19 protein-coding genes are annotated in these 25,039 nt (G+C 50.7%); 10 read left to right on the top strand and 9 right to left on the bottom strand.

Annotated elements, in window-relative coordinates:
* The first annotated feature begins 150 nt into the window (after positions 1 to 150).
* The gene (locus T360_RS0103335; RefSeq protein WP_028911543.1) at positions 151 to 1,365 is read left to right on the top strand and encodes an esterase family protein; all 1,215 of its coding nucleotides are present in this window, start codon (positions 151 to 153) and stop codon (positions 1,363 to 1,365) included.
* Between the two features lie 159 nt (positions 1,366 to 1,524).
* Here the strand turns inward: T360_RS0103335 and T360_RS0103330 are convergent, their stop codons facing one another.
* Positions 1,525 to 2,715, bottom strand: a complete 1,191-nt coding sequence (locus T360_RS0103330; protein WP_028911542.1) for a phosphotransferase — start codon at positions 2,713 to 2,715, stop codon at positions 1,525 to 1,527.
* A 229-nt stretch (positions 2,716 to 2,944) separates the two neighbouring features.
* Between T360_RS0103330 and T360_RS0103325 the strand changes: the two genes are divergently transcribed.
* Positions 2,945 to 3,433, top strand: a complete 489-nt coding sequence (locus T360_RS0103325) for a C-GCAxxG-C-C family protein (protein WP_369793482.1) — start codon at positions 2,945 to 2,947, stop codon at positions 3,431 to 3,433.
* Here T360_RS0103325 and mutY read toward each other — a convergent pair.
* The 4 genes from mutY to T360_RS0103305 form a co-directional block, all read right to left on the bottom strand.
* Entirely contained in the window at positions 3,405 to 4,418 is a 1,014-nt protein-coding gene (gene mutY, locus T360_RS0103320; RefSeq protein ID WP_028911540.1) for an A/G-specific adenine glycosylase, read from the bottom strand. The genes T360_RS0103325 and mutY overlap by 29 nt on opposite strands.
* Positions 4,418 to 5,647 carry a phosphoserine phosphatase SerB gene (gene serB, locus T360_RS0103315; RefSeq protein WP_028911539.1) on the bottom strand — a complete coding sequence of 410 codons (1,230 nt, stop codon included), beginning with the start codon at positions 5,645 to 5,647 and terminating at the stop codon, positions 4,418 to 4,420. Before serB ends, mutY begins: the two co-directional genes overlap by 1 nt.
* 52 nt (positions 5,648 to 5,699) lie before the next feature.
* On the bottom strand, positions 5,700 to 6,881 hold the full coding sequence (gene dacB / locus T360_RS0103310) for a D-alanyl-D-alanine carboxypeptidase/D-alanyl-D-alanine-endopeptidase (protein ID WP_231488057.1): 1,182 nt from the start codon (positions 6,879 to 6,881) through the stop codon (positions 5,700 to 5,702).
* Positions 6,882 to 6,959: 78 nt separating this feature from the next.
* Positions 6,960 to 8,174: a carboxypeptidase-like regulatory domain-containing protein gene (locus tag T360_RS0103305; protein WP_036928701.1), complete on the bottom strand. Its 1,215-nt coding sequence runs from the start codon at positions 8,172 to 8,174 to the stop codon at positions 6,960 to 6,962.
* A gap of 118 nt (positions 8,175 to 8,292) precedes the next feature.
* Between T360_RS0103305 and nadB the strand changes: the two genes are divergently transcribed.
* From nadB to cls, 3 genes are read left to right on the top strand one after another with little or no spacing between them, the layout of a single operon-like run.
* The gene (gene nadB / locus T360_RS0103300; protein WP_028911536.1) at positions 8,293 to 9,879 is read left to right on the top strand and encodes an L-aspartate oxidase; all 1,587 of its coding nucleotides are present in this window, start codon (positions 8,293 to 8,295) and stop codon (positions 9,877 to 9,879) included.
* A gap of 7 nt (positions 9,880 to 9,886) precedes the next feature.
* Complete coding sequence (gene dnaG, locus T360_RS0103295) at positions 9,887 to 11,818, top strand: DNA primase (RefSeq protein ID WP_028911535.1); 1,932 nt, start codon at positions 9,887 to 9,889, stop codon at positions 11,816 to 11,818.
* The gene (gene cls, locus T360_RS0103290) at positions 11,815 to 13,233 is read left to right on the top strand and encodes a cardiolipin synthase (RefSeq protein ID WP_028911534.1); all 1,419 of its coding nucleotides are present in this window, start codon (positions 11,815 to 11,817) and stop codon (positions 13,231 to 13,233) included. Before dnaG ends, cls begins: the two co-directional genes overlap by 4 nt.
* Here the strand turns inward: cls and T360_RS0103285 are convergent.
* Both T360_RS0103285 and T360_RS0103280 read right to left on the bottom strand, forming a co-directional pair.
* Positions 13,205 to 13,756: an RsmD family RNA methyltransferase gene (locus T360_RS0103285; RefSeq protein WP_028911533.1), complete on the bottom strand. Its 552-nt coding sequence runs from the start codon at positions 13,754 to 13,756 to the stop codon at positions 13,205 to 13,207. The two genes, cls and T360_RS0103285, sit on opposite strands and share 29 nt — an antisense overlap.
* Positions 13,753 to 14,553 (bottom strand): DUF3822 family protein, encoded by an 801-nt coding sequence (locus T360_RS0103280; protein ID WP_028911532.1) that lies wholly within the window; start codon positions 14,551 to 14,553, stop codon positions 13,753 to 13,755. Before T360_RS0103280 ends, T360_RS0103285 begins: the two co-directional genes overlap by 4 nt.
* Positions 14,554 to 14,725: 172 nt before the next feature.
* Between T360_RS0103280 and T360_RS0103270 the strand changes: the two genes are divergently transcribed.
* The gene (locus T360_RS0103270; RefSeq protein ID WP_028911531.1) at positions 14,726 to 16,183 is read left to right on the top strand and encodes an ATP-dependent RecD-like DNA helicase; all 1,458 of its coding nucleotides are present in this window, start codon (positions 14,726 to 14,728) and stop codon (positions 16,181 to 16,183) included.
* On the opposite strand, the gene T360_RS0103265 is transcribed toward T360_RS0103270, so the two are convergent.
* The gene (locus T360_RS0103265; RefSeq protein WP_081772675.1) at positions 16,153 to 16,968 is read right to left on the bottom strand and encodes a PAS domain-containing sensor histidine kinase; all 816 of its coding nucleotides are present in this window, start codon (positions 16,966 to 16,968) and stop codon (positions 16,153 to 16,155) included. The genes T360_RS0103270 and T360_RS0103265 overlap by 31 nt on opposite strands.
* A 64-nt stretch (positions 16,969 to 17,032) precedes the next feature.
* A complete protein-coding gene (locus tag T360_RS0103260) occupies positions 17,033 to 17,560 on the bottom strand; it encodes a response regulator transcription factor (protein ID WP_028911529.1) in 528 nt (175 codons plus the stop codon).
* Between the two features lie 155 nt (positions 17,561 to 17,715).
* Between T360_RS0103260 and T360_RS0103255 the strand changes: the two genes are divergently transcribed.
* The 4 genes from T360_RS0103255 to T360_RS0103240 are packed head-to-tail and all read left to right on the top strand — an operon-like array spanning position 17,716 to position 25,038.
* Positions 17,716 to 19,023 carry a TolC family protein gene (locus tag T360_RS0103255; RefSeq protein ID WP_197019261.1) on the top strand — a complete coding sequence of 436 codons (1,308 nt, stop codon included), beginning with the start codon at positions 17,716 to 17,718 and terminating at the stop codon, positions 19,021 to 19,023.
* The gene (locus T360_RS0103250; RefSeq protein ID WP_028911527.1) at positions 19,011 to 20,264 is read left to right on the top strand and encodes an efflux RND transporter periplasmic adaptor subunit; all 1,254 of its coding nucleotides are present in this window, start codon (positions 19,011 to 19,013) and stop codon (positions 20,262 to 20,264) included. Before T360_RS0103255 ends, T360_RS0103250 begins: the two co-directional genes overlap by 13 nt.
* Positions 20,265 to 20,270: 6 nt before the next feature.
* Positions 20,271 to 22,649, top strand: coding sequence for an ABC transporter permease (locus T360_RS0103245; RefSeq protein ID WP_028911526.1), 2,379 nt, complete (start codon positions 20,271 to 20,273; stop codon positions 22,647 to 22,649).
* A gap of 13 nt (positions 22,650 to 22,662) precedes the next feature.
* Positions 22,663 to 25,038, top strand: coding sequence for an ABC transporter permease (locus tag T360_RS0103240; RefSeq protein WP_081772674.1), 2,376 nt, complete (start codon positions 22,663 to 22,665; stop codon positions 25,036 to 25,038).
* Position 25,039: the final 1 nt, after the last annotated feature.

Raw genomic sequence — 25,039 nt, 5'->3', positions numbered from 1 at the left:
TTCCGAAATCTATATAAATGGAGCATCCTGCACAAGGGTGCTCCTTTTTTATTTGTTAATCTTCATTAACTATCGCCTGCCGCATTTTACTTTTTGCCTCTTCGGGTGTCAAACAAGTATAATAATAAACCTAACGCTTATTATAAACTTATGAAGAAAATTCTTTTATCAATGGCAGCTTTTGTAGCTGTTTCGGCAAGCGCCCAAGTAACTGAAGACTTTAAGCCTGCAAGTACTAATCAAGAGGGAAAACAGTATCCCATGGTCAATTCACAGCGCATGGTTCGCGCACAGATCTCGGCCCCCGAGGCTAACAGCGTCAAGCTCGATATCGGTGGTGTGAAGTACGAGATGAAGAAAGATGCTAACGGTGTGTGGACTGGTGAGTCGGCTCCTCAGGATGAGGGTTTCCACTACTATCAGCTCAACATCGATGGTGCTTCGGTGCCCGATCCAGGTAGCAAATACTATTATGGTGCCAGCCGTTGGGGTAGTGGTATCGATATCCCTGCTGCCGACGAGGACTTCTATACTGTAAAGAACGTGCCTCAGGGTTCCATCAATGAGGTTTACTATTATTCATCAGTCACTCAGCAGATGCGCCATGGCTACATCTATCTGCCTGCCGAGTATTATGCTAACCCCACCAAGAAGTTCCCAGTACTCTATCTGCAGCATGGTATGGGTGAGAACGAGACAGGATGGAGTGCACAGGGTAAGACAGGTATCATCATGGATAACCTCATTGCCGCTGGCAAGGCACAGCCTTTCATCATCTTTATGGATAACGGTCTGAATGCCCGCAAACCAGGCGAGCAGCCTATGGGCTTTGGTGGTCCTCGTCCAGGCGGTCCACGTCCACAGGGTGGCGCACGCCCACAGGGTGGTCAGCGTCCCCGCATGAGTGGTGCCGACTTTGCGAAGATGGCCCGTCGTATGGGTGGTGCATTCGAAGAGGTATTGATTAAGGATATCATCCCCATGGTTGAAAAGAACTATCGTGTGATTGCCGATGCCAATCATCGCGCTATGGCAGGTTTGTCAATGGGTGGTATGCAGACACATGGCATCACCCTCAATAATCCTAAGACCTTTGCTTATGTAGGTATCTTCAGTGGTGGCTCTATCAGTGCCGACGAGCTGACCGACATACCCGATTTCAAGGCAACCAACAAGGTGCTCTTTATGAGTGCTGGTGGCAAGGAGAAAGGCATGGCCGAAGGCGAGGGTAGTGTGATCAATGCTGCCGAGGGTTTGAAGAAAGTTGGTATCAACGCCCACTCATACATCTCACCCGAGACCGCTCACGAGTGGCAGACCTGGCGTCGCAGCCTCTACCAGTTCGCTCAGCTGCTGTTTAAATAAATTTCAGAATGTTTGATTGTTTGTTAGTAATCCCCTCAAAAACCTTGAGTTAACTCAAAACACTCATCGAATTAACTCGATGCTCTTTCTGACTTAACTCATCGCTAGAAATGAGCTTATATAAAAAATCGCAGCAGATTCCATTCTGTCGCGATTTTTTTATTTCCAATCCTTCAGCGTGCTGCAGATGTTAAGAAGGTGTTCGCGGCGGGCTGATACACGTTCCTTGAAAAGGCTCTGACATTGTTTGATGACTTCCTCGGGAAACGAGTCGCTGATGGCAAGCCAACTGTAGTTGCGTACGCATGCCACAGCTGCTATCTGCTCCTTTCGTAGTGCTACTATATCTGCAGGCAGACCTTCAAAATAGTAGTCGATGGCAAGATTCCAGAGTTGCTCACCTAACGCACGCGACAGACCGAGTGTAGCTTCATAATCGCCAATGAACAGAATCATCGCCGAGTAAGCATGAGCCAGGTCGAGCACAGGGTGACCGTAGCCCACCTCACCCATGTCAATCAACATGAGTTCGTCGCCCTGCACCATCGCATTCTTTGCCTGCAAGTCAAGATGCAGCAAACTGTTACCAGCAGGCACACTATCAAGAATCTGGAGTAGCAAGTCTATGTCCTCCTGTGCGAAGTATCGGCGAATGTGTATCACCTGTTGGCGTTCGTGTTCCAGGGCGTTGGGCACACCACTATCAGCTGGTACCTCGATGGCATGCAGTTGGCGGAATAGGTTGGCATACATGCGGGCAAACTCGTCGATGCGTTCCGGTTGGTGCATGATGAGCGAACTCAGCGTGTCGGCATTGAGCAACTCATAAACCAATCCGTACTGGGTGCCCACTTTCACGATATCAAACGATATGGCTGTTGGCATACCCATCACAAAGGCCTCCTTCGACATCGTTATCTCCTTACGCACCTCGTTGATGGTGGTGCCAGGTCGGAACACCTTTATGATCGTATCATCGTTGATACGATAAACCGTCCCCACGCCGCCAACACCGATGATCTGACAACCATCCACACTCATCTGGCGTAGTGCCCGCTCCACCTTCATAATCTTGACGAAGCCTGTCATATTCAGTACATCATACACCTCGGCATTCACTTCTATAAGTTTGAAGTCAGGATATTGTTTCGTCAACGTTAGCAGGATGCGCAAGCCCGAGCTTGATACGTACTCCAGTTGTGCAGCATCAATCGTAACGCTCTGGATAGGCGCATGGGATGCCAGAAACTGTTCAATGTCTGTTTTAGTCTGCATTGAGCACGACGTGTCGAGTCGTCCACAAAGTGTTATCATGACATGACCTTCGTTATTTGAGAATTGCACTTCCATAATATTTCGTTTTTAGTTATCACGTTGCAAAGATAATACAAAAACTCAAACAATCAAAAAGAATTGCCTGAAAAAAGCACTCTAATAAAAAATCTCATAAAAGTTTGTAAAGTTAGGATATTCTTCTTATTTTTGCAAAGTCAAAAGCAAAAGGAGGTTTAATTTCTGATAGAAAACCTGACAAAGAATCTGGTTTTCAGTCCTTTTGCGAAGATGACTTTCTGAAAAAATGAAGATGATGACAGATAAAGAATTAGATGAGCGCGTGGAGCGCGCAGTGGAGAATTTTATGGCCGGGTATGGCTGTTGCCAGAGTGTGGTGGCAGCGTTTGCCGACTTGTATGGACTTGATGATACGTTGGCCAAGAAGATAGCTGCCGGTTTTGGTGGCGGTGTGGGTCGCATGAGGATGATGTGCGGCGCTGTATCGGGCATTGTGATGCTGGTAGGTCTGGACTGCGGGCAGACTGAAGGTAGCGACCGTGAGGGTAAATCGGCCTGCTATAAGGTGGTGCAGGATTTGCTGGCCCAATCGAAAGCAGAGAATGGCAGTATCATCTGCGCAGAGATACTGGGATTAAAGGGCCATGAAAAGGCGGCAAGCAGCTATGTGGCTTCAGCCCGCACAGCCGAGTATTATAAAACCCGCCCATGCGCAGCTAAGGTGGAGAGTGCAGCAAGGATATTTGCTAATTATCTGAAGGCAAAAGGCTGCTGAGCAGTTTCTCAATCAATCGGGGCTTGGCGTAATCGTCGAGCTCCGATTCTTTTATCCATATATAATCAGCGGGTAGCTTCGGGCGCTCATCTACTTCTAAAAGATAGAAGTCGGCATAGAGCACTCGGTGGGTAAGCACATGCTTGACGTGCTGCCGAAGTGGGATGGCGGCAGGTGGAACTGCGGCTTCTGTTTCTACAAACCACGGCTCCCAAAGGCCTTGCCAGATATCGCCTGCGCCACGACGACGAATGGCTGTCTCACCATGACAACGCACATATACATATATGAGCTGGCGCTCGGTGACCTTGAGCGTCTTGAGTTTCACTGGTAGCTCGTTCACCTTACCATTGCGGAAAGCCTCGCAGGATTCTATCAGAGGACAGAACATACAGTTGGGTGCCTGTGGTGTGCATTGCAGAGCGCCAAAGTCCATGATGGCTTGGTTGTAGGTAGAGGTGATGGGTGTTGGGTGTTGGGTGTTGGGTAATAATTCTTGGGCCAGGGTGGCGAAGAGTTTCTTTCCCTCTGTGGTGTTGATGGGGGTGTCGATGCCGAAGTGGCGGGCGAGCACGCGATACACGTTGCCATCTACCACCGCTGCCGGGATGCCAAAGGCAAAGCTGGCGATGGCTGCTGCGGTGTAGTCGCCCACACCTTTGAGCTGCTTGATGCCCTCAAGGGTGTTTGGAAAACCACCCATGGCAACAATCTGCTTAGCAGCAAAATGCAAGTTGCGCGCACGACTGTAATAGCCCAGTCCCTGCCACTCGCGCAGCACCTCATCCTCGGTGGCTGCAGCCAGTGCATCTACAGTGGGCCAGCGGTGCATGAACCGCTCCCAGTAGGCCCAGCCTTGTTTCACCTGGGTTTGTTGCAGGATGATCTCTGAGAGCCAAATGGCATACGGGTCGCGTGTCTGCCGCCAAGGCAGATCGCGACCGTTTTCTTTATACCATTGTAATAATACTGATGAGAAATCCATTACATCACACCTTGATCACCAAGGTAAGAGTCTTTGAAACCTAAGAAGTAGAGCACGCCATCCAGTCCGATGGTGTTGATGCTCTGTTCTGCATTGGCCACCACACGTGGCTTGGCGTGGAAAGCAATACCAAGACCAGCCTCAGAAATCATTGGTAGGTCGTTGGCACCATCACCCACGGCAATCGTCTGTGCCAGGTTCACCTTCTCAACCTGTGCAATGAGCTTCAGCAGCTCGGCCTTGCGATGACCATCCACGATTTCGCCTACGTAGCGACCTGTCAGCTTGCCATCGTCGCCTATCTCCAGTTCGTTGGCATATACATAGTCGATACCATAACGGCGCTGCAGATACTCGCCGAAATAAGTGAATCCACCACTCAGGATGGCAATCTTATAACCATAACGCTTCAGGGTGGTCATCAGACGATCCACACCCTCGGTGATAGGCAGCTTTTCGGCTATCTCCTGCATCACACTCACGTCGAGACCCTTGAGCAGAGCCACACGACGGGTGAAGCTTTCCTTAAAGTCGATCTCGCCACGCATGGCGCTCTCAGTGATGGCGCGTACTTCTGCACCCACACCATTGCGCTCGGCCAGTTCGTCGATACACTCTGTCTGGATGAGTGTAGAGTCCATATCGAAACAGATGAGGCGACGCATACGGCGGAACATATCATCGCGCTGGAATGAGAAGTCGATCTCCATCTCGCTCGACAGGCGCATCAGCTTCGACTGCATATCTTGACGGTCGGCAGGCTCGCCGCGCAGTGAGAACTCGATGCAGGCACGTGTGTGCTTGGCTGGGTTCTTGATGCTCTTGCGACCTGTGAGGCGGATGATAGAGTCGATGTTCAGTCCTTGCTCGGCAATCACCGAGGTGGCAGCCTCTATCTGGCGTGCCTCAAGGGTGCGACCCATCACCGTGAGGATATAGCGGTTTTTGCCCTGATGGCCCACCCAGTCTTCGTACTCATCGTCGGTGATGGGTGAGAAACCAATCTGTACACCCAGTTCGGTAGCCTTGAAGAGTAGCTCCTTCATTACCTGACCTGAGTTTTTCTCTTCCATACGGATAAGGATACCCAATGAGAGGGTAGAGTGGATATCGGCCTGACCGATGTCGAGAATCTGTGCATCGTATTTTGCGAGGATGCCCATCACCGATGCTGTGAGTCCAGGGCGATCCTGACCTGTAATCCTAACTAATATCTGTTCTTCTTTCATGATAACTTTTAAATACTTAAAACTTCAATTCTTAAACTCTTTAATTCTTCAATTATTTACAAAGTGCCACGCACACCTTGTCCTGAAAATTGCGCCCATCAGCATTCTTCAGTACCCCCTGGTTGATGATGCTGAATGCCAGCACGTGGTTGTTGGCTGCTACAGCATAGCCTGCCAGCGATGAGATGCCTGTGAGTGTGCCCGTCTTGGCGCGCACATTAATCTGAGCGGGCGTATCCTTCATACGCTTCTTCAAGGTGCCGTCTTCGCCTGCTATCGGTAGCGATACGTAAAGATCGCGGTAGATGCGGTCATTACGATAGGCATAGACGAGCAGCTTGGTGAGCAGTTCGGCGCTCACGTAGTTGTAGAGCGACAAGCCGCTGCCATCAGCAATCTTATACTGAGAGCCCGTGATGCCAGCCTTGCTCAGCGTGCGTTTGATGAGCTGTCGGGCATGTGAGGCCTTGGCAGGGCGTGCACCTTGCGAGGCGCCTATCTGAAAAAACATTGATTCGGCGTAGAGGTTGTTGCTATCCTTCATCATGGGGTTGAGCACCTCTTGGATGCTATGGCTGCGCGAACACAGCATGAGCGCATCCTTAGGCAGCGTGCCCTCGCTGACGGGTGCATCAAGGGTGATGCTGTCGCCAACTAAAAGTTGGGTGAAGCGACTCACGAATTCGTCCTTGCCGTCGTAGAGCAGTGGGGTGAGGGTGGGGTTGTCATCATCCCAGCACCAGCCTTCGCCAAGCATCTCGGATTCCTTGAAATTGGTGACTGTCACCAGGCGTCCGCGAACGGTGTGTATGCCCAGAGCCTTGACACTTTCTACAAAGGCATACATGTCATTGCGCCCAAACAGAGGGTCCATGCCGCCCACGCAATACAGATCGCCTGTGAGCACGCTGTCCTTCACTTCACCGGTATAGTAGAGTGATGTGCGAAACTCGTATTTGGTGCCCAGTTGGTCGAGGGCTGCGATGGCGGTGAGCAACTTCATGGTAGAAGCAGGTCGGAGTACCTGCTTGGCCTGATACGTATAGAGCGTAGAGTCGGCAGTCAGGTCGTAAACCATCAGTCCGAGTTGGGTGCGCTCAAATAGCGTGTTATGTGTCAGTGTGTCAAGTCGTTCCTGCACGTTCTGTGGCCATGGCAGTTCATATGGCAGTTCAACAATGGAGTCAATTTCGCAGGTGTCTATATCAAGCGAATCGGCAGTTTGCGCTTGCATACTGCCTATCGAGCTAGCTAATAAGAAAGATAATATCCAATTCCTTATATTCGTCTTCATTTTAATCGTATTACCTAATCAGTTGCGCTGGTAGGTAGAAACCAGCTTGCGTATCGCTTTATCCAGCGACTCTGAGGGTTCAATAATATTGTAGTGCTCCCAATATTCGGGATCCATAAAGTATTCTACCTTGTCGTAGTACGAGTCGCGCGAGTCGAATGAGTTGCGGCTCACAATGGGCTGTACGCCCTCCGACTGACTATCGGTGACAGCCATCTCGCAGGTGGCGGTGAACGATGTGCTGAACAGGCGCTTCTTCCAGTCGCAGTTGAACTTGAAGGTGTTGCGCAGATAGCTGATGCGCGTGATGCCATCGTTATAACGGTAATCTACCACACACGACAGTTCGCGTGGTTTGAATCTCACACCGAGGGGCTTGCGCACCAGCATGGTGCGTGTGGCTTTATCCTTGTCGGTCATGTCGAGACTCAGTTCGATGCGTGTAAACGCCAGTCGCTCATTGTCGATATATAGCTTGCCATGATACAGCGCATAGTCCTTGGAGATAAGGGGCTCCATGAGTACCACCATCTGCAGGCGGTCGTTGATGTATTCGGGGGCTCCCCAGCTATAGCTGTAGGCATCCATATCTTCCTGATTCAGCAGTAGCTCATTGTTCTTCACCACGTCGAGCTGAACCGGCAGTACAGGGCCGCCCATCACCTTCAAGCCCAAGGTGTCGCCTTGCTTCTGACTGAGCAGTCGTCTGCCTTTGACGATAGCCACTCTGTCGCGACCGATGCCGCGTGTATAGCTCGTCTTATACATATCCTCCACACCTTCGGCCACGTAGATGAAGTGCTTGCGCTTCATGGCTGTCTCGCGGTAGAATGCCTTGAGCAGTTCTGGTTGGCGACTGTAGTTGTCGGGTATCTTGCGGATGGCTGTCTCAACCATTTCGCGTGGATTGCCTGTACGTATCACCACCTCGCGCAACTGGATGACTGTGGGCTGGAGCCTGATCTTCAGGTTCTCGGTATCGCCAGCATGCAGTGACACATGCTTGGTCTTATAGCCCAAGTGCGACACGACGATGTTTTTGGGCGCTTGGCCCAGTTTTAAGAGGAAGGCACCATCTTCATTAGTGACCACTGAGATGCGGCCTACTGAAACACTCACCTGGGGCAATGGGCGCCCCGTCTTCTCGTCAATCACGATTCCACCTACGGTAGCCTGTTGTGCCAGCATCACCATCGGAACCAATAACATGAATATAAGCGCTAGTCGTTTCATTTTGTTTGAAGTTTGGTGTCCTATTTGGTGCAAAGATACAAAAAAAACGCTAAGAAGCAAAGATTATTGGAAATTTTAAGTAATTTTGCAGCTGATTAGCGACAATTATTACAACTGTATGGTTTACAAATATGATTTCCTGGTGATAGGAGCTGGTGTGGCCGGTATGAGCTACGCCTTGAAGGTGGCACGTGCCAATAAGGGTAGGGTGTGCATGATTTGCAAGACTTCGCTCGACGAGGCCAACACATCGTTTGCCCAGGGAGGCGTGGCATCGGTAACAAATCTCGAACTGGATAACTTCGAGAAACACATAGAAGACACCATGATTGCGGGTGACTATATCAGCGACCCGAAGGCAGTGGAACAAGTGGTGAAGATGGCGCCTGAACAGATTCGCGAACTCGTGAACTGGGGCGTGAACTTCGATAAGAAAAGTGATGGCAACTTCGACCTGCATCGCGAGGGCGGACACTCTGAGTTCCGTATCTTGCACCATAAGGACGACACGGGTGCCGAGATTCAGCGCGGACTGATGGAGGCAGTGCGCAGTAATCCAAATATCGATATCAAGGAAAACCACTTTGCCGTAGAGATTATCACGCAGCACCATCTGGGAGCGCGCATCACACGTCGTTCACCCTATATCAACTGTTATGGTGCTTATGTGCTGAATCCTGATACGCAGAAGGTGGACACCTATTTGGCAAAGATGACGGTGATGTGTACGGGTGGTTGCGGTGCTGTATATCTCACCACCTCGAACCCCGTGATTGCCACTGGCGATGGTATTGCCATGGTGTATCGTGCTAAAGGAACGGTGGCCGACATGGAGTTCGTGCAGTTTCACCCCACCGTATTGCATAATCCTAACGAGACGCATCCTGCCTACCTCATTACCGAGGCTATGCGTGGCTATGGCGGCATCCTGAAGTTGCCCAATGGCGAGACGTTTATGGAGAAATACGACGATCGCCTCTCGCTGGCACCACGCGACATCGTGGCGCGTGCCATTGATAAGGAAATGAAGATTCACGGTCTGGACCACGTTTGTCTGGACGTTACACATAAAGACCCTGCTGAGACGCGCAAGCACTTCCCCAATATCTATCAGAAGTGCCTCTCGTTGGGTATCGACATCACTACCGACTATATCCCTGTTCGTCCTGCTGCCCACTATATGTGTGGTGGTATCAAAGTGGACCTGAACGGACAGACTTCTATCGAGCAGCTCTATGCCTTAGGCGAGTGCTCGTGCACAGGCTTGCATGGTGGTAACCGTCTGGCCAGCAACTCGCTGATTGAGGCTGTGGTGTATGCCGAGACAGCTGCCAAACACTCATTGGAGCATGTGGATTTCTACGACTTCAATGAGAAAGTGCCTGAGTGGAACGACGAGGGAACACTGACCAATGAGGAGAAGGTGCTCATCACACAGAGTGTGAAGGAGGTGAACCTCATCATGTCAAACTATGTGGGTATCGTGCGTAGCGACCTGCGCCTGCATCGCGCCTGGGACCGCCTGGATATGCTCTACGAGGAGACCGAGCGCCTTTTCAAGCGCGTGAAGGCATCAAAGGATATCTGCGAATTGCGTAATATGATCAACGTGGGCTATCTCATCACACGTTGGGCACTGGAGCGCAAGGAATGCCGCGGCTTGCATTATACTACGGATTACCCTGTTCACGCTTACGACAAGTAGGAGGCTGATGATAGACAGACAAACGATAGACAAGATTCTGGATGCCACGAACATTGTGGATGTGGTGGGTGAGTTTGTGACGCTCAGAAAATCGGGCGTCAACTACAAAGGACTGTGCCCATTCCACGATGATAAGACACCTTCGTTCATGGTGTCGCCAACCAAGCAGATATGTAAGTGCTTCTCGTGTGGTGAGGGTGGCACAGCCATCAACTTCCTGATGAAGCACGAGCAGATTACCTATCCAGAGGCATTGCGCTGGTTGGCTAAGAAATATAATATCGAGATACATGAAAAAGAGCTGACTGAGGAGGAGAAACGTGAGCAGAGTGACCGCGAGTCGATGTTTATCGTCAACGAGTGGGCCATGAACTACTTCAAGGATATCCTTCATAACGATCCCGATGGTGTGGCCATCGGTCGCCAGTATTTCCGCAGTCGTGGTGTGCGCGATGATATCGTAGAGAAGTTTAATCTCGGTTTCTCGCTCAGCAAGCGCGACGCCTTGGCTATGGCCGCTAAGAAGGCTGGCTATCAGGAGGAGTTCCTGCTGAAGACAGGACTCTGCATCAAAGGCGAGAAAGGCGTGTACGACCGCTATGCGGGGCGTGTCATCTTCCCTTGGTTCAATGTGAGTGGAAAGGTGGTGGCCTTTGGTGGCCGATTGCTTGATGCGCGTACCAAGGGCGTGCAGCAGAAATACGTCAACTCGCCCGACTCGGAAATCTATCACAAGGAGCGTGAGCTCTATGGCCTTTATCAAGGTAAGAAAGCGATTGCCAAGGAAGACTGCGTGTATATGGTTGAGGGCTATACCGATGTGATAGCGATGCACCAATGCGGACTGGAGAACGTGGTGGCCAACTCGGGTACGGCGCTCTCTAAACATCAGATCAAGCTGTTGCGCAGATTCACTCCCAACATTATTCTGCTGTATGATGGTGATGAGGCTGGTATCCATGCTGCCATGCGCGGTACAGATATGTTGCTGGCTGAAGGTATGAAGGTGAAAGTGCTCCTGCTGCCTGATGGCGACGACCCCGACTCATTCGCACGTAAGCATACGGCTCAGGAGTTCAAGGCGTATATCGAAGAACATGCCGAGGACTTTATCTCCTTTAAGACCAAACTGACCGTTGAAAACGTGAGCGATCCTGTGAAGCGTTCGGAGGCCATTGGTGGTATCGTGAAGAGCATCTCTGTGGTGGATGACAACCTGTTGCGAGATGAGTATCTCACCCAGTTGTCGCGCCGGTTGGGTATCAAGGAAGAAACGCTTCTCAACTCGATGAACACGCTGATTAGTCGTGACCGAGAGGAGAAAGAGAAAGAATATGATCGCGAACAGGCGCAGAACGCTCAGCAACTGGAGCGTGAGCAGCAAGGCAAGCCTATGGCGATTGGCTTGCACACCATCAACGACCAGATAAGTCAGGTGGAGGACTTGATCATAACGACCATCGTTCGTGATGGTGAGAAGGTGATCTACGAAGATGTAGAGACTGCTGATGGTGAGAAGATCAACCTCTCGGTGGCGCAGTTTATCGCCTATGATATGGGCGAGGATGGACTGAACTTCAGTAAGCCTGTATATAACAAGATACTGCAGGAGGTGGTGGCCCATTGTGGTGAGGAGGGCTTCAAAGCTGAGGAATATCTGACGCGCCATACTGACTATGAGATCAGTTCGGTGGCAGCCTCGATGGCGGTGGATTCCTATCAGCTCAGTAAGAGTTTCCAACCGAAAGAGCGTGAAGGCGGTCTCCGACAGCGTGTGGAGCACGTGGTGCTGGATTACCGCTACTACTGTCTGAAAGAAAAGGTGGCAGAACTGAATCAGGCCGTGAAGACCTGCAAGGACGACTTCATGACTGTGCTGACGGAACTGAAACGTGTGGATGGACTATTTAAGGAAGTAGCAAAGAAATTAGGACGATGAACTGGTTGAATCTCATATTCATAGTGTATCAGATCATTGCTATCATAGCGGTGGTACACGTGATTATGGACAACCGACAACCTGCTAAGACGATGGCTTGGGCACTGGTGATCTATTTCGTGCCAGTGGTGGGCATCGTCTTTTATCTTTTCTTTGGTATCAACCACCGCAAGGAGCGCTATGTGAGCGAACGCTCTATGAACCAGCTCACCAAGCGCTCTATGCTGGAGTTTGCCGAGCAGCAGAATCTGCGACTGCCTGAGCGCCACAAACCACTTATCGACTTGTTTATCAACCAAAATCTGGCATTGCCATTCAAAGATAATGTGGTGGAAATATGTACCGATGGCCATCAGTTCATTTCCAAGTTGCTGAACGATATCGGTAAAGCTCAAGACCATATTCATATCGATATGTATATCTTTGCCGACGACCCTCTGGGAATGTTGATCTCGGATGCCTTGATAGACAAGGCGCAAGCGGGTGTGTCGGTGAAGGTTATCTATGACGATGTGGGATGTTGGAACGTGCATCATCGCTTCTTCGAACGTATGCGCGAGGCTGGTATCGAGGTGCGCTCGTTTATGCCTGTCAGATTCCCGTCATTCACCAGTAAGGTGAACTATCGCAATCACCGCAAGATTATCGTGATTGATGGTAAGGTGGGCTATATAGGGGGTATGAATATTGCGCAGCGCTACGTGAAAGGTACTGGCGACATGCCTTGGCGCGACACGATGCTGAGAATCGAGGGTGGTAGTGTGCATGCTTTGCAACGCACCTTCCTGGTTGACTGGTATTTCGTGGATCGCACGCAGCTCACCGATCGCAGATACTATCCGCGCTGCGAAGATATCACCAACAACTGTTTGGCGCAGGTGGTCACCAGCGGACCAACCACACCTTATCCGGAGATCATGCAGGGCTATGTGCGCATCATCCTGGGTGCCAAGCGCTATCTGTATATCGAAACACCTTATTTCCTGCCTAATGAGTCGGTGCTCTTTGCCCTGAAGACAGCTGCCCTGGGGGGTGTTGATGTCAAGGTGATATGTCCGCGTCGCAGCGATGCTAAGTTTGTGGAATGGGCCAGCAGAAGTTATCTGCGCGAGGTGATGGATGCAGGCGTGCAGGTGGCACTTTATGAGGCGGGATTCCTGCACTCAAAGATGCTGATATGCGATGATGCCATCGCCACCTGCGGATCTACCAATTTTGATTTCCGTAGTTTGGAGAATAATTTTGAGGGCAACATCTTCTTCTTCGACGAAGGTGTGGCCGTGCGAATGAAAAACATTTTTTTGCGCGATCTTGAGCGTTCGGTATGGCTCAAGGATATCTGTGCCAAGACAACACGCAGTTTCCTGGTACGCTTGTGGGAGAGCGTTACAAGGATGCTGTCGCCTCTTTTCTGAAAATAGAGAAGTTTACGCTACCATAGTTGCGATGCTCAACGAAGTGTGGAGCATCCGAGAAGTCGTACTCCTTACCATGCTCAAACACCAGGATGCCGCCATCTTTCAGCAGGTTCTTCTCGAAAATCAAACCAGGGATGGTGGGCAGTTCTTTGAGGGCGTAAGGTGGGTCGGCAAAGATGAAATCAAACTGCTGCTTGCACGATTTGATATAGCGGAAAACATCACCTCTAATACATTGAACATTGTTTCCCTCGAGTTTGCGGAAACATTCCTGGATGAAGCGGTGGTGGTCGCGGTCCATCTCTATGCTTACCACCTGTTCGCAACCACGCGATACCAGTTCGAGCGAAATACTACCAGTACCCGAAAACAAGTCGAGGGCTTTGATACCTTCGAAGTCGATATAATTGTTCAGTACATTAAAAATGTTCTCCTTGGCAAAATCGGTAGTTGGTCGTGCCTTGAACGAGCGGGGGATATCAAAGTGTCGCCCCTTATAGATACCTGTAATAATTCTCATCGTCCGCGTGATATTAGGGTTACTAAGTCGTAGGGCATGCCCTTGATGCTGGTTGCCTTAGAGTCGGGAAACTCTGCTGCAGCATTGATGACGTAAGCATGATGCAAGAATCGCTTCAGCTCCTGCAATAGCCATTCTTCTTCAGGGATGTCGCCTAGGATGTGCAGTTCGTCGTGTTCTGGTTGCAGGCGCAACTGCTTCCACACATACAGCAAAAAGTAGAGTGCATCGTGTGCATGGGCTGCATCAAAACTGTTGCAGAACTTAAAACGGTTCTGCTGGAAACTGAAGATATGCAGTTGCTTGCTGTGGAAGTAGCCATACAGTTTGTTGCGATGCCCTGTAAAACTGCGCTGATGCAGTTGGCGCCACACGGGGGTAAGCGCATGTATGAAGTTGACGCCACCAGGAAAACGATCGTGGATAACCGTATCGAGATTCTTGTTGATAGCGAAGAGGCATACCGCCTTCAAGTCGGGCAGTACGTTGTACAGCATCACACGTTTCTCCTGACCAGGAGGGTACGAAAACGAGAATAGCTCTTCCATCTCCTTCTCGTCGAACTGCTCGATAGGTACTAGCAACGAGGGGGTGTCCACCATGATAAAAACCTTGGTGGTGTCTTCGTCCACGTTATCACCCGCCTTGAATGCTTCGCGCAGATTGGCCGACATCGAGATACCGCCACGAACTACATAAGGACGATAGTCGATGGGGTGCTCGGTGTTGGTTGCATCGAGGGCGGTGAATGAGAGCGTGTTGCGCCCTATGCGTATGATTGTTGTCTTCGCGTTCATCTACTTCACGTTCATCACACTGGCCACGCACAGCGCGAGCAAGCACGCAGCTATCACAGCCAGCAGGATATTCACTAATTTGTTGTTGATATGCATATCTGGCTGCAAAGTTAATAAAAATTCGTTTAATTCGTGTAATTCCTGCCTAAAAAAGTGTAACTTTGTGGCCGAAATGATAAGCGACGAGTTTAAATACCGTATCAGAGAGGCTCTAGGCATGGTGCCTACAGCTGAACAGGAACACGCCATCGACGTGTTCTCGCTCTTTATGACCGACCGCGACGACCGTGTGGTGATGATACTGCGTGGCTCGGCAGGAACGGGTAAGACCACCTTGGCTGGTGCTATCGTGAGGGCGATGAATGTGTTGAAACAGAAAATGATTCTGCTGGCGCCAACAGGGCGTGCGGCCAAGGTGTTTGCACTCAACGCTGAACATCCGGCTTACACCATTCATCGACGTATCTATCGACAGAAAAGTGCAGGTGATATCGCGGCCTTTAATCTGAACTATAATAACAACCGCGATACCTTGTTTATGATTGATGAGGCCTCGATGATTGCTAATCAGGGCTATGGCGACTCGTCGTTTGGTAGCGGTTGTTTGCTCGACGACCTGATGCAGTTTGTGTATAACGGTGCCAACTGCCGGATGGTGCTGGTGGGCGATAAGGCTCAGCTGCCACCAGTGGGCGAGGATGAGAGTCCGGCGCTGATGAGTGATGTGCTGCGGGCCTACGGTATGAAGGTGTATGAGTGCGACCTGAATCAGGTGCTGCGCCAGAAAGCCGATGAGGGTGCAGAATCGGGTATCCTGTGGAATGCCACCCGCATCAGAACGATGATTGACGACTGGATCCTGCCCAAAATCCGATTCCAGGGCTTTGCTGATATCGTGCGTGTGCCTGGTGATGAACTGATAGACTCGTTGGCCACCAGCTATAGTAGGGCAGGTATGGACGAGACCATCGTGATAACCCGCAGTAACAAGCGTGCCAACATCTATAATCAGGGCATCCGCAACATGGTGCTGGATCGCGAGGATGAACTGTGTCGTGGCGACCAGTTGATGATTGTGAAGAACAACTATTATTGGGCGAAAGGTGATGTCACCACCCCCCAACACCCCACACCTATCACCTTTATCGCCAACGGCGATGTGGCAGTGGTGCGCAGGGTGCGCAATGTGCACGAACTGTTTGGCTTCCGTTTTGCTGAGGTGACGATGGAGCTGCCTGATTACGACAACTACGAGCTGACGGCTACCGTGATTCTCGACTCGCTGGCAACAGAAGCACCAGCCCTTTCGCGCGATCAACAGGAACAACTGTATAATGCGGTGATGGAGGATTATGCCGATATCCCCCAGAAGGCCGAGCGTGTCAAGAAGCTGAAGACTGATAAATATTACAATGCCCTGCAGATCAAATTTGCCTATGCCGTCACCTGTCATAAGGCGCAGGGCGGACAGTGGGCCCATGTGTATTTGGACCAAGGCTATATGACCGACGACATGTTGTCGCCCGACTATATCCATTGGCTTTACACAGCGTTTACGCGTGCTACCGAAAAACTGTTCTTGGTAAACTGGCCCACCACTCAGATAGAGGAGAGCACAAACGTGACATGACAGCCAGGCAGATTCTTCTCTGCCAAATCCAACATACCACCTTGCTGTATCATCATGCGTCGGCTTAACGACAAGCCGATACCGCTACCGGTGCGCTTGGTGGTAAAGAAAGGTACAAACAGCGACTGACGGTTTTCGGCTGGGATAGGTGTACCATCGTTGCCGATAAGTAAGGTGATAGGTGATGGGTGATGGGTGTTGGTGGTTTCAATCATGATCTTGGTGGCCTCGGCCTCGATGGCGTTCTTGGTCAGGTTCATCAGTATCTGGCGCAGCATGCCTTTATCGGCATGCACGATGGTATCAGCAGGTACGTTGATGGTCCATGTCAGCTGCTGATAAGTTTTCTGCAGTTCGTCGAGCATGGGCCGCAGGGATACTTCAGCCAGCACAGGCTTTTCGAGTTCCGACATCTTGCGATAATTGGTGACGAAATCGCTCAGGTGGCGCGAGGTGTCGTAGATGGCTTTGATGCCATCTTCGAGTGGTGTGCCTTTCACATCCTGTCTGCTCAGCAGCGACTGACTGATGCTAGTGATAGGTGCTGTGGCGTTCATCATCTCGTGGGTGAGCACACGGGTGAGTCGTTCCCACGATTCCACCTCGTTCTTGTTCATCTGCTGTCGCACATTCTCGCCCAACTCATTGAGCGCTTCCTGCATGGCGCGCTCGCCAGGCAGCAGATCGTTGGTGGGCAGACGGAACGAGAAGTCCTGATTGCGTATAGCCTCCTTCATCAAGTGCGCACGCAACTTCAGTTTACGCTGATGTCTCCAAACGGCCATCCCCGCCCCCAAAATCACTACACCTATTATAATACCCCAAGTAATCATACCTCTCAATTCTCAGTTAACTCAGTCGTTTCATCTTATTATAAAGCGTCTGTCGCGTGATGCCAAGCAGTTGGGCTGCTTGGGTGAGATTGCCATGACAGTGGTCGATGGTGCGACGGATATGTTCCTGCTCTACTTCGTCGAGACTCACAATCTCGTTCTGCATGTCGAGCACATCCTTCAGCTTGCGCAGCAGTTCGTCGTTATCCCAAGGCTTGGTGATAAAGTCGGCAGCGCCGTTCTTCAGTCCCTTTACGGCCAGGTTGATATCGGCATAGGCAGTGAGCAGTACCACGGGTGTTTGTGGGTGCTGCTTGCGGATGGCGCGCAACCAGAACAGTCCCTCGTTGCCATTGTTTACGCCAAGAGTAAAATTCATGTCGAGTACCACGATGTCGATGGTTTGCTGAGCCATCTTTTTCAGAATGTCTTCGGGGTTAGTGGTTGTCAGCACTTGCTCGAAAGTGCCGTCAAGCAGATAGCGCATAGCGGTAAGGATGGCCGCGTTGTCATCTACGATTAATATAGTTCCGTACTTATTCATATCATGTAATTTTTGGTGCAAAGATACGAAGAAATGTATAAAAGTCATACAAATGGGTGTATAAATTTTAGACAATCCGCCCTCTGAGGTGTCTTTTTGCTTGGCTAGTAATAGATATTACCCTATCTTTGCATCAGAAAAAAATGATAAAGCGTATGAAAGCATTATGGATGATATGTTTGGCAATGGCCGTCCAGCAGACTTCGGCTCAGAATGATTGGACGATGCAGCAGTGCATGCAGTATGCGGTGCAGCATAACCACGAGGTGAAGCAGGCTGAATTGGAACTCGATAACTATAAGGCATCGAAGACCAGTGCTATCGGTAAGTTTCTGCCCGAGGTGGATGGTTATATCGGTGCCCAATACAACTTTGGTCGTGCCATCGACCCGGAGACCAATGGCTATACCGATGTAAGTACCTTTTATAATGGTTATCAGCTCTCGGCCTCGTTGCCTATCTTTGATGGTTTCAGTAGGTTGCATGCCCTCAAGGCTGCCAAGGCCAGCGAACTGATGGGGCGTGCCAGTCTGCGCCAGCGCCAGGATCTGACAGCGCTCGACGTGCTGCAGGCCTATACCAATGTGGCCTATTACGATGGACTGGTGAAAATGGCGAATGAGAAAGTTGAAGAAACGTTGTTGTTGCTCAAGCAGGTGAAAGTGCTTGAAGAGGTGGGGCGAAAGAGTGCTGCTGATGTGGCTCAGGTAGAATCGCAGAAGGCTGAAGCCGACTACGAGCTGACGCGCCAGCAGAATCTTTATGCCTCGGCCCTGTTGGAACTGAAAAAGGCCATGAACTATCCGTTGGGGGATAGTCTGAGGGTGATAGGTGATGGGTGTTTGGTGATAGGTGATGGTAATAACCAACCCCTAACACCCATCACCCAACACCCCGAACTGCTGGCAGCCCGTTATCGCATGCAGACATCGAAACATGAGTGGCATCAGGCTCGCGCTTCTCTTTATCCATCACTCTCTCTCAGTGCGGGCCTGAGCACCACTTATTACAAAACACTGCATAACGATGCTGCTGAGACCTTCCGCAACCAGATGAAGAACAACATGGGTGAGTACCTGGGTGTATCACTCAATATCCCTCTGTTCAACCGTCTGCAGACGCTCACCAGCATTCGTAAGGCCAAGAACAACTACCGTATCGCTCAGGAGGCTTACGACCAGAAACAACTGGAGCTGACCAAACTGAGCACTGAGGCGTGGAACGACTGGCAGGGTTATCAGAAGCAGACTATCCAGATGCAGAAGAAGGTGCAGGCCGACTCGCTGAGCTACCAGCTCACCCGTCGCCAGTTTGAAGAAGGTCTCTCGACAGCTATCGACGTGCACACCACATCGGCACAGCTGCTCAACTCGAAAGCCACCCTGCTGCAGTGCCAGCTGATGGCCATGGTGAAAGAACAATTAGTGAGATATTATAAAGGTGAAACAATATGGACAGAGTAATCGAAAAAACTAAAAGTCAGCAATTGCTGAAGAAGTGGCCCTATGCGCTTGGTGCATGCATCATGCTGGTCATCGTGTTGTGGGTGATATTCGGCAACCATGCCTCGACATTGAAAGTCAACAAGGACGAGATGACCATCAACGACGTGCAGCGCGCTGAGTTTAAGGACTATGTGCGTACCAACGGTCAGGTGCTGCCCATCCAGGTGGTACAGATATCGCCCGAAGAGGGTGGTATCGTGATGGAGAAGGTGGTTGAGGAAGGTACGATGGTGCACAAGGGTGATGTCATCGTTCGCTTGTCGAACTCGAACCTCGACCTGCAGATCCTGAATGCCGAGGCTGAGTTGGCCGAGAAGCAGAACCTGCTGCGCAACACCCAGGTGGCCATGCAACAGGATCGACTGAACAACCAAACCGAGCAGGCGCAGTTGGATATGGATACCCACCGCAAGCAGCGTACCTACGATCAGAACAAGCGTCTGTATCAGGAAAAGCTGATTAGCAAGGAGGATTACATCAAGTCGCAGGAGGACTATCAGCTCTCTGCCAAGAAGCGTTCGCTCATCACCAAGCGCCTGAAGCAGGACTCTATCTATCGTACCGTTCAGATGGACCAGATGGAGGACAACCTGCAGAACATGCGTAAGAACGTGGTTCTGGTGCGCCAGCGCAAGGATAAGCTCGAGATACGCTCGGCTATCGACGGCGAACTGGGACTGCTCGATGTAGAACTGGGTCAGAGCATCCAACCCGGCCAGAAGATTGGACAGCTGAACGACCTCTCGGACTACAAGGTTCAGGCCAGCATTGATGAGCATTATATCGACCGCGTTCGTCCAGGTCTTACTGCCACCTTTACCCGTGGCGACAAGCAGTACCAGTTGCAGGTACGCAAGGTGTATCCCGAAGTGCGCGATGGCAAGTTCCGCTGCGATTTCATCTTCAAAGGTGCGCGCCCTGAGAATATCCGTTCGGGTCAGACCTATTATATCGACCTGGAACTGGGGCAGCCTGAGCAGGCCATCATCATCCCTCGTGGTACCTTCTTCCAGACCACAGGAGGACAGTGGATATTCGTACTCGACAAGAGTGGCTCGAAAGCCTATCGCCGTCAGATTCGCGTAGGTCGTCAGAACCCTCAGTACTACGAGATTCTCGAAGGTCTGGAGCCTGGCGAGCGTGTTGTGACCAGCGGTTACGAAGCATTTAAAGATAACGAAGTGTTAGTGATTAAGTAAAACGAGATGAAAAGCTATTTTAAGTTTCTGAGTCGCCATAGACTCTTCACCATCATCAATATCGTAGGTCTGTGCCTCTCGATGGCCTTCCTGCTGTTATTGGGCGACCTTATCTATCGTCAGACATCGGTAGAAAACTTCCAGACCCGTGGTGAGCGTATCTTCGCATTGGGCAACGAGGAGTTTACCATGTCGCACTTCCGTGTGGGACAGAAACTGCAGGACCGTTTCCCTGAAATCGAAGCCTGGTGCGCTGTCTCAGGTTATGATGCTATTTTCGATATCCGAGGCATGGAGGCCAAAACCAAAATCCTGGTGGTGGCGCCTAACTTCTTTGAGTTTTTCGACTACCCGTTGCTGACAGGTGACAAGCACAAGGTGCTGCAGGCTCCCAACCAGATGGTGGTGAGCAAGAGCTTTGCCGAGCGCTATTGGCCCGAGGGCGATGCCGTAGGCAAGGAGGTGGTGCTGGGTGATAAGAACGATCCCGACGGGCATGTCACCTATACCATCAGCGGTGTGATGGACGATTTCGACCGCTCTGTCATCCCCAGCAGTCATGAGTGTGTGGTAAACATCGAGAGTCATAAGCATTTTAACTATTCGGCTTATACCGAGGAGATGACCAATGCCGGCAGTACGGTGCTGTTTCTGATGCAGCGCGAGGGTGCCGACCTGCGCAGTAAGGCCGATGCCATGCGCGAGTATATGAAGACTTTCTTCTGGCTCTATCGCATGGAGGCTGTTAAGAAGGTGGTGCTTACATCGCTGACCAATCTGTATTACGACGCCAAGAACTGCAGTTTCCAGTCGGGCGACCTCGAGCATGGCAATCGCGATATGGCTCACCTCTATGTGGTGATAGCCCTGCTGGTGCTGGTGTTTGCTATTTTTAATTATGTCAACCTGAGTGTGTCGCTCACTACGGAGCGCTCGAAGGAGATGGCCACCCGACGCTTGTTGGGCCTCTCGCGCCTGCAGGTGTTCCTCAAACTGATTGGCGAGAGCATCTTCTTTACCGCCATCGCTTTTGCTGTGGCCTATCTGTTAGCCCTGGCTTTGCAGGATAAGGCAGTAGAGATGGCTGCCTGTCAGATAGATCTGCTCAAGGATACTGGCATCCTGACCATCGTTGGCTTTGTGGTGATGGTAGCTCTGGTGGGTGCGTTGGCAGGTTTCGTGCCAGCTTCGATACTCAGCGGTTATCAGCCTATCGATATCGTTCGCGGCACTTTCCGCCGTCGTGTGCGCCAGCGCTGGAGCCATGTGCTGATGGTGATTCAGGCTGTGTTTGCCATCGTGATGCTCACTGTAACCTTGTTGCTCAGTAGCAATATCCGCGAAAAGATGCATCAGCCTCTGGGTTACGATTACGAGAATATTCTGGAAACCTGGGGTCTTCATAACCTGAGTCTGACACAGCGTCAGAGCTACCGCCAGCAGCTGTTGCAACTGTCTGAGGTTGATGCTGTGGGCTTTGGCTATGGTACACCGCTCGATTTTCTGGAGAACAACACCACCCAGGCCGACGATGGTACGGTGGTAAGTATGCGCTACCTGATGGGCGACAGCTGTTTCTTCAATATCCTGAACCTGCATCCTGAGAAGACTTATTCGGATAATGGAGTAGGTGTGAACCACCAGTTACTGCGCCAGTTTGGTAAGAGCGATGATACCCGAGAGATAGTGAGCACCAGTGGTCACTTCAATATGACTATTTCGGCTGTTTATCCCGATATTATCTATCAGACCGTGATGAACGAGGAGATGCATCCCACACCTATCATGATGTTGAAAACGGATGAATATGTTAACGACACCACCAGTTTTGTGCAGCGTATGTACGGCTCGCCACGTATGACGATTGTGAAATATCATGGCGATCGCGAGCGGGTAGAGGCAAAGATGAAAACCTTGTTCCAGGAGCTGACTGGTCATGAGGCTTCCGAGGTTCATTCGCTGAGTCAGAAGCATCAGGAATGGTATGAGGATTACGAGCGATTCCTGAGTGTGCTCACCGTGTTTACGTTTGTGGCTATGCTGATTGCCATCCTCGGACTGATGGCTATGAACAGCTACTTTGTGAGTCAGCGCCGCCGTGAGATAGCTGTGCGCCGCGTGTTTGGAGCTGAGCTCAGCAGCATCACCCTCCGACTATTGCGCACGGTGGTTGTACAGTCGCTGGTAGCTGCCGTCATCGCCATCCCGTTGGCCTATTGGTTGGCACCTGCCGCAGGCAGTATCTCTGGTTTGCATGTCGAGATGCAGTTCATGCCGCTGTTGCTCTCGCTGCTTATCGTGCTGGTGGTCAATGTGCTCACCGCCGCCCTGCAAGGCTGGCGCGCTGCTACCGAGAATCCTGTCAACAGTATAAAAAACGAATAACCCATAAAACCGCATGAAAAGTTATTTCCGCTTCCTATCGCGCAACAAGCTCTACACATTAATTAATGTGGTAGGGCTTGTAGTGTCGTTAATGTTTATCATCCTGCTGGGCGACTACACCTGGCGCCAGTACAGCATCGACTCGTGGCACAAGAATGCCGATCGTATTTATCTGGTGGGTCATCAGGAGGCTTTTGCCATGTGGCCCGAGGCTGTGAAGAGCATCAAGGATATGTGCCCGGAGGTGGAACAGACCTGCTGTGTGCTCAGTCAGAAGGGTAGAGTAAAGTACGGACAGCAAGAGGTGACCGAGGCTGATGACGAGAATGCCATCATTATGCTGACCGACTCTGCTTTCTTTAAGTTCTTCGACTTCCCTTTGCTGGCAGGCGACAGACTCTCGGCGCTTGATGCACCTGATAAATGTGTGATTACAGAGCGACTGGCCAAGCGCTTGTTTGGTGCGAAAGACCCGATAGGCGAATCGTTGCAGCTTGTAGGCGAGTGTTCGAGCGACTATGCAAAAGAAGATTTCGACACGACGCTGGTTTATACCATCAGCGCAGTAGTGAAGGACTTCGACCATACGGTATTGCCTAACGAGACACAGGTGATAGCCAATATGGCACGTTATCCACAGTTGTTAGGTTATCATTTCCAGAATTATAATTTCGCCAGTACTGCGTTTGGTAGCTGCAAGGCTTTCTTTATGCTCCGTCCTGGCATGACACTCGACAGCAAAACCAAAAACATCGACAACTATATCTCCAAGAACTACCATCCCCTGATGGGTGAGTTCAAAACAAGTATCACCCCCTTGAAGGGTGTGCTGTTTGCACCGCAGAATGGTGGTAAGGATCTGGTGAAGGGCGATAAACAGCGCCTGCACATCTTGTTGGCGGCAGTATTGATTCTGCTATTCTTTGCGATTACCAACTACATTAATCTGACGGTAGCCAACACAGGTTTCCGTGCCAAGGAGATGGCCACCCGGAAGCTGTTTGGAAGTAGTCAGATGCGTGTGTCGCTCAAGCTGATTGTTGAGTCGACATTGATGGTGGCACTCTCGTTTGTGATAGGTCTGTTCCTGGCGGTAAGTCTGCAGGACGATGCTGCTAACCTGTTTCGTGGAAAGATAGCCCTCTTAGAGGATATCAATGTGGTGAGTGTAAGTGTTAGTCTGGCCTTTATCCTGCTAACGGGCATTGTGTCGGGCATCCTGCCATCTATGCAACTCTCGCGCTATCAGCCTATCGACATAGTGAAAGGTAACTTCCGCTACCACTCAAAAATGGTGCTGGGACGTTTGTTTATCATCCTGCAGAGCGTGATTACGATAACCATGCTTACTGCCACACTCGTTGTATGGTTGCAACTGAACCATCTGATACATGCACCACGCGGTTTCGATGCCGAGAACCTGTATTGTATTATGAGTCCTGATGGTAAGAGTCAGACCATCGGAAAACAACTGGCCGAGATGCCGTTTGTAGAGAAGGTTGGTACCTACGAGGGAGGACTGTTTAATTACACCTTCCCTGCGGCTATGGGTATCATGCGGGGCGACAGTTTCATGATGCTGTTCTGCACCACCATGGACCAGGCCTCTTTCGACCTGTTGGGACTGAAGATTATCAAGGATCATGGCTCGAGCAATGGTAGTTATTATCTTACCGAGAATGCGCTGCACCAGCTGGGTTATAATAATGAGACGCGCGTGTTGGATTTTGGTACCGGTAGCACCGCTCCGATAGGTGGTGTGTTGAACGAGATCAAGCTGGCCAATGTGCTCGAAGGCGAAGTGCCGCCTTTTGCTATCTGTATAGATAAGCATAAGACGTTCCCTTATTTCCTGGTAAAGACCAATGGCGATAAGAAGGCCAAGGCTGTTTTCCTGGAGATGGTTAAGAAACTCGAAGATCCTAATGCCCCCAAAGTATTTGGTCTGGAACGTGTGCAGAGCGTTGAAGAAACGATAGCCAAAGCTTTCGAGAACGAGCGTAATACCCTGCGCATCGTGTCGCTCTTCACGATGATTGCCGTTATCATCTCAATCTTGGGCACCATCGGCATGTCGCTCTTCTTCATCCGTCAGCGACAGAAAGAGATCTCTATACGTAAAGTGATGGGCTCTACTTCGGCCGAAGTTCTGTTGTTAATGCTCCGTATCTTCTCAATACCATTGCTGATTGCGTTTGTCGTTGCTGTACCCCTCTCGTGGTATGTGATGACCGACTGGCTCAGCAATTTCAGTTATCGCATCGCGCTCAGTGCCTGGATATTCGTAGCGGCTGGGTTTACCTGCTTCATCATCTCGCTGCTTACCGTTGTTTTCCAGAGCTGGCGCGCTGCATCTGAGAACCCTGTGAACAATATCAAAACCGAATAAT

This window comes from Prevotella sp. MA2016 (assembly GCF_000619825.1).
GTDB lineage: Bacteria > Bacteroidota > Bacteroidia > Bacteroidales > Bacteroidaceae > Prevotella.
This window is presented reverse-complemented; position numbering and strand designations above follow the sequence as displayed.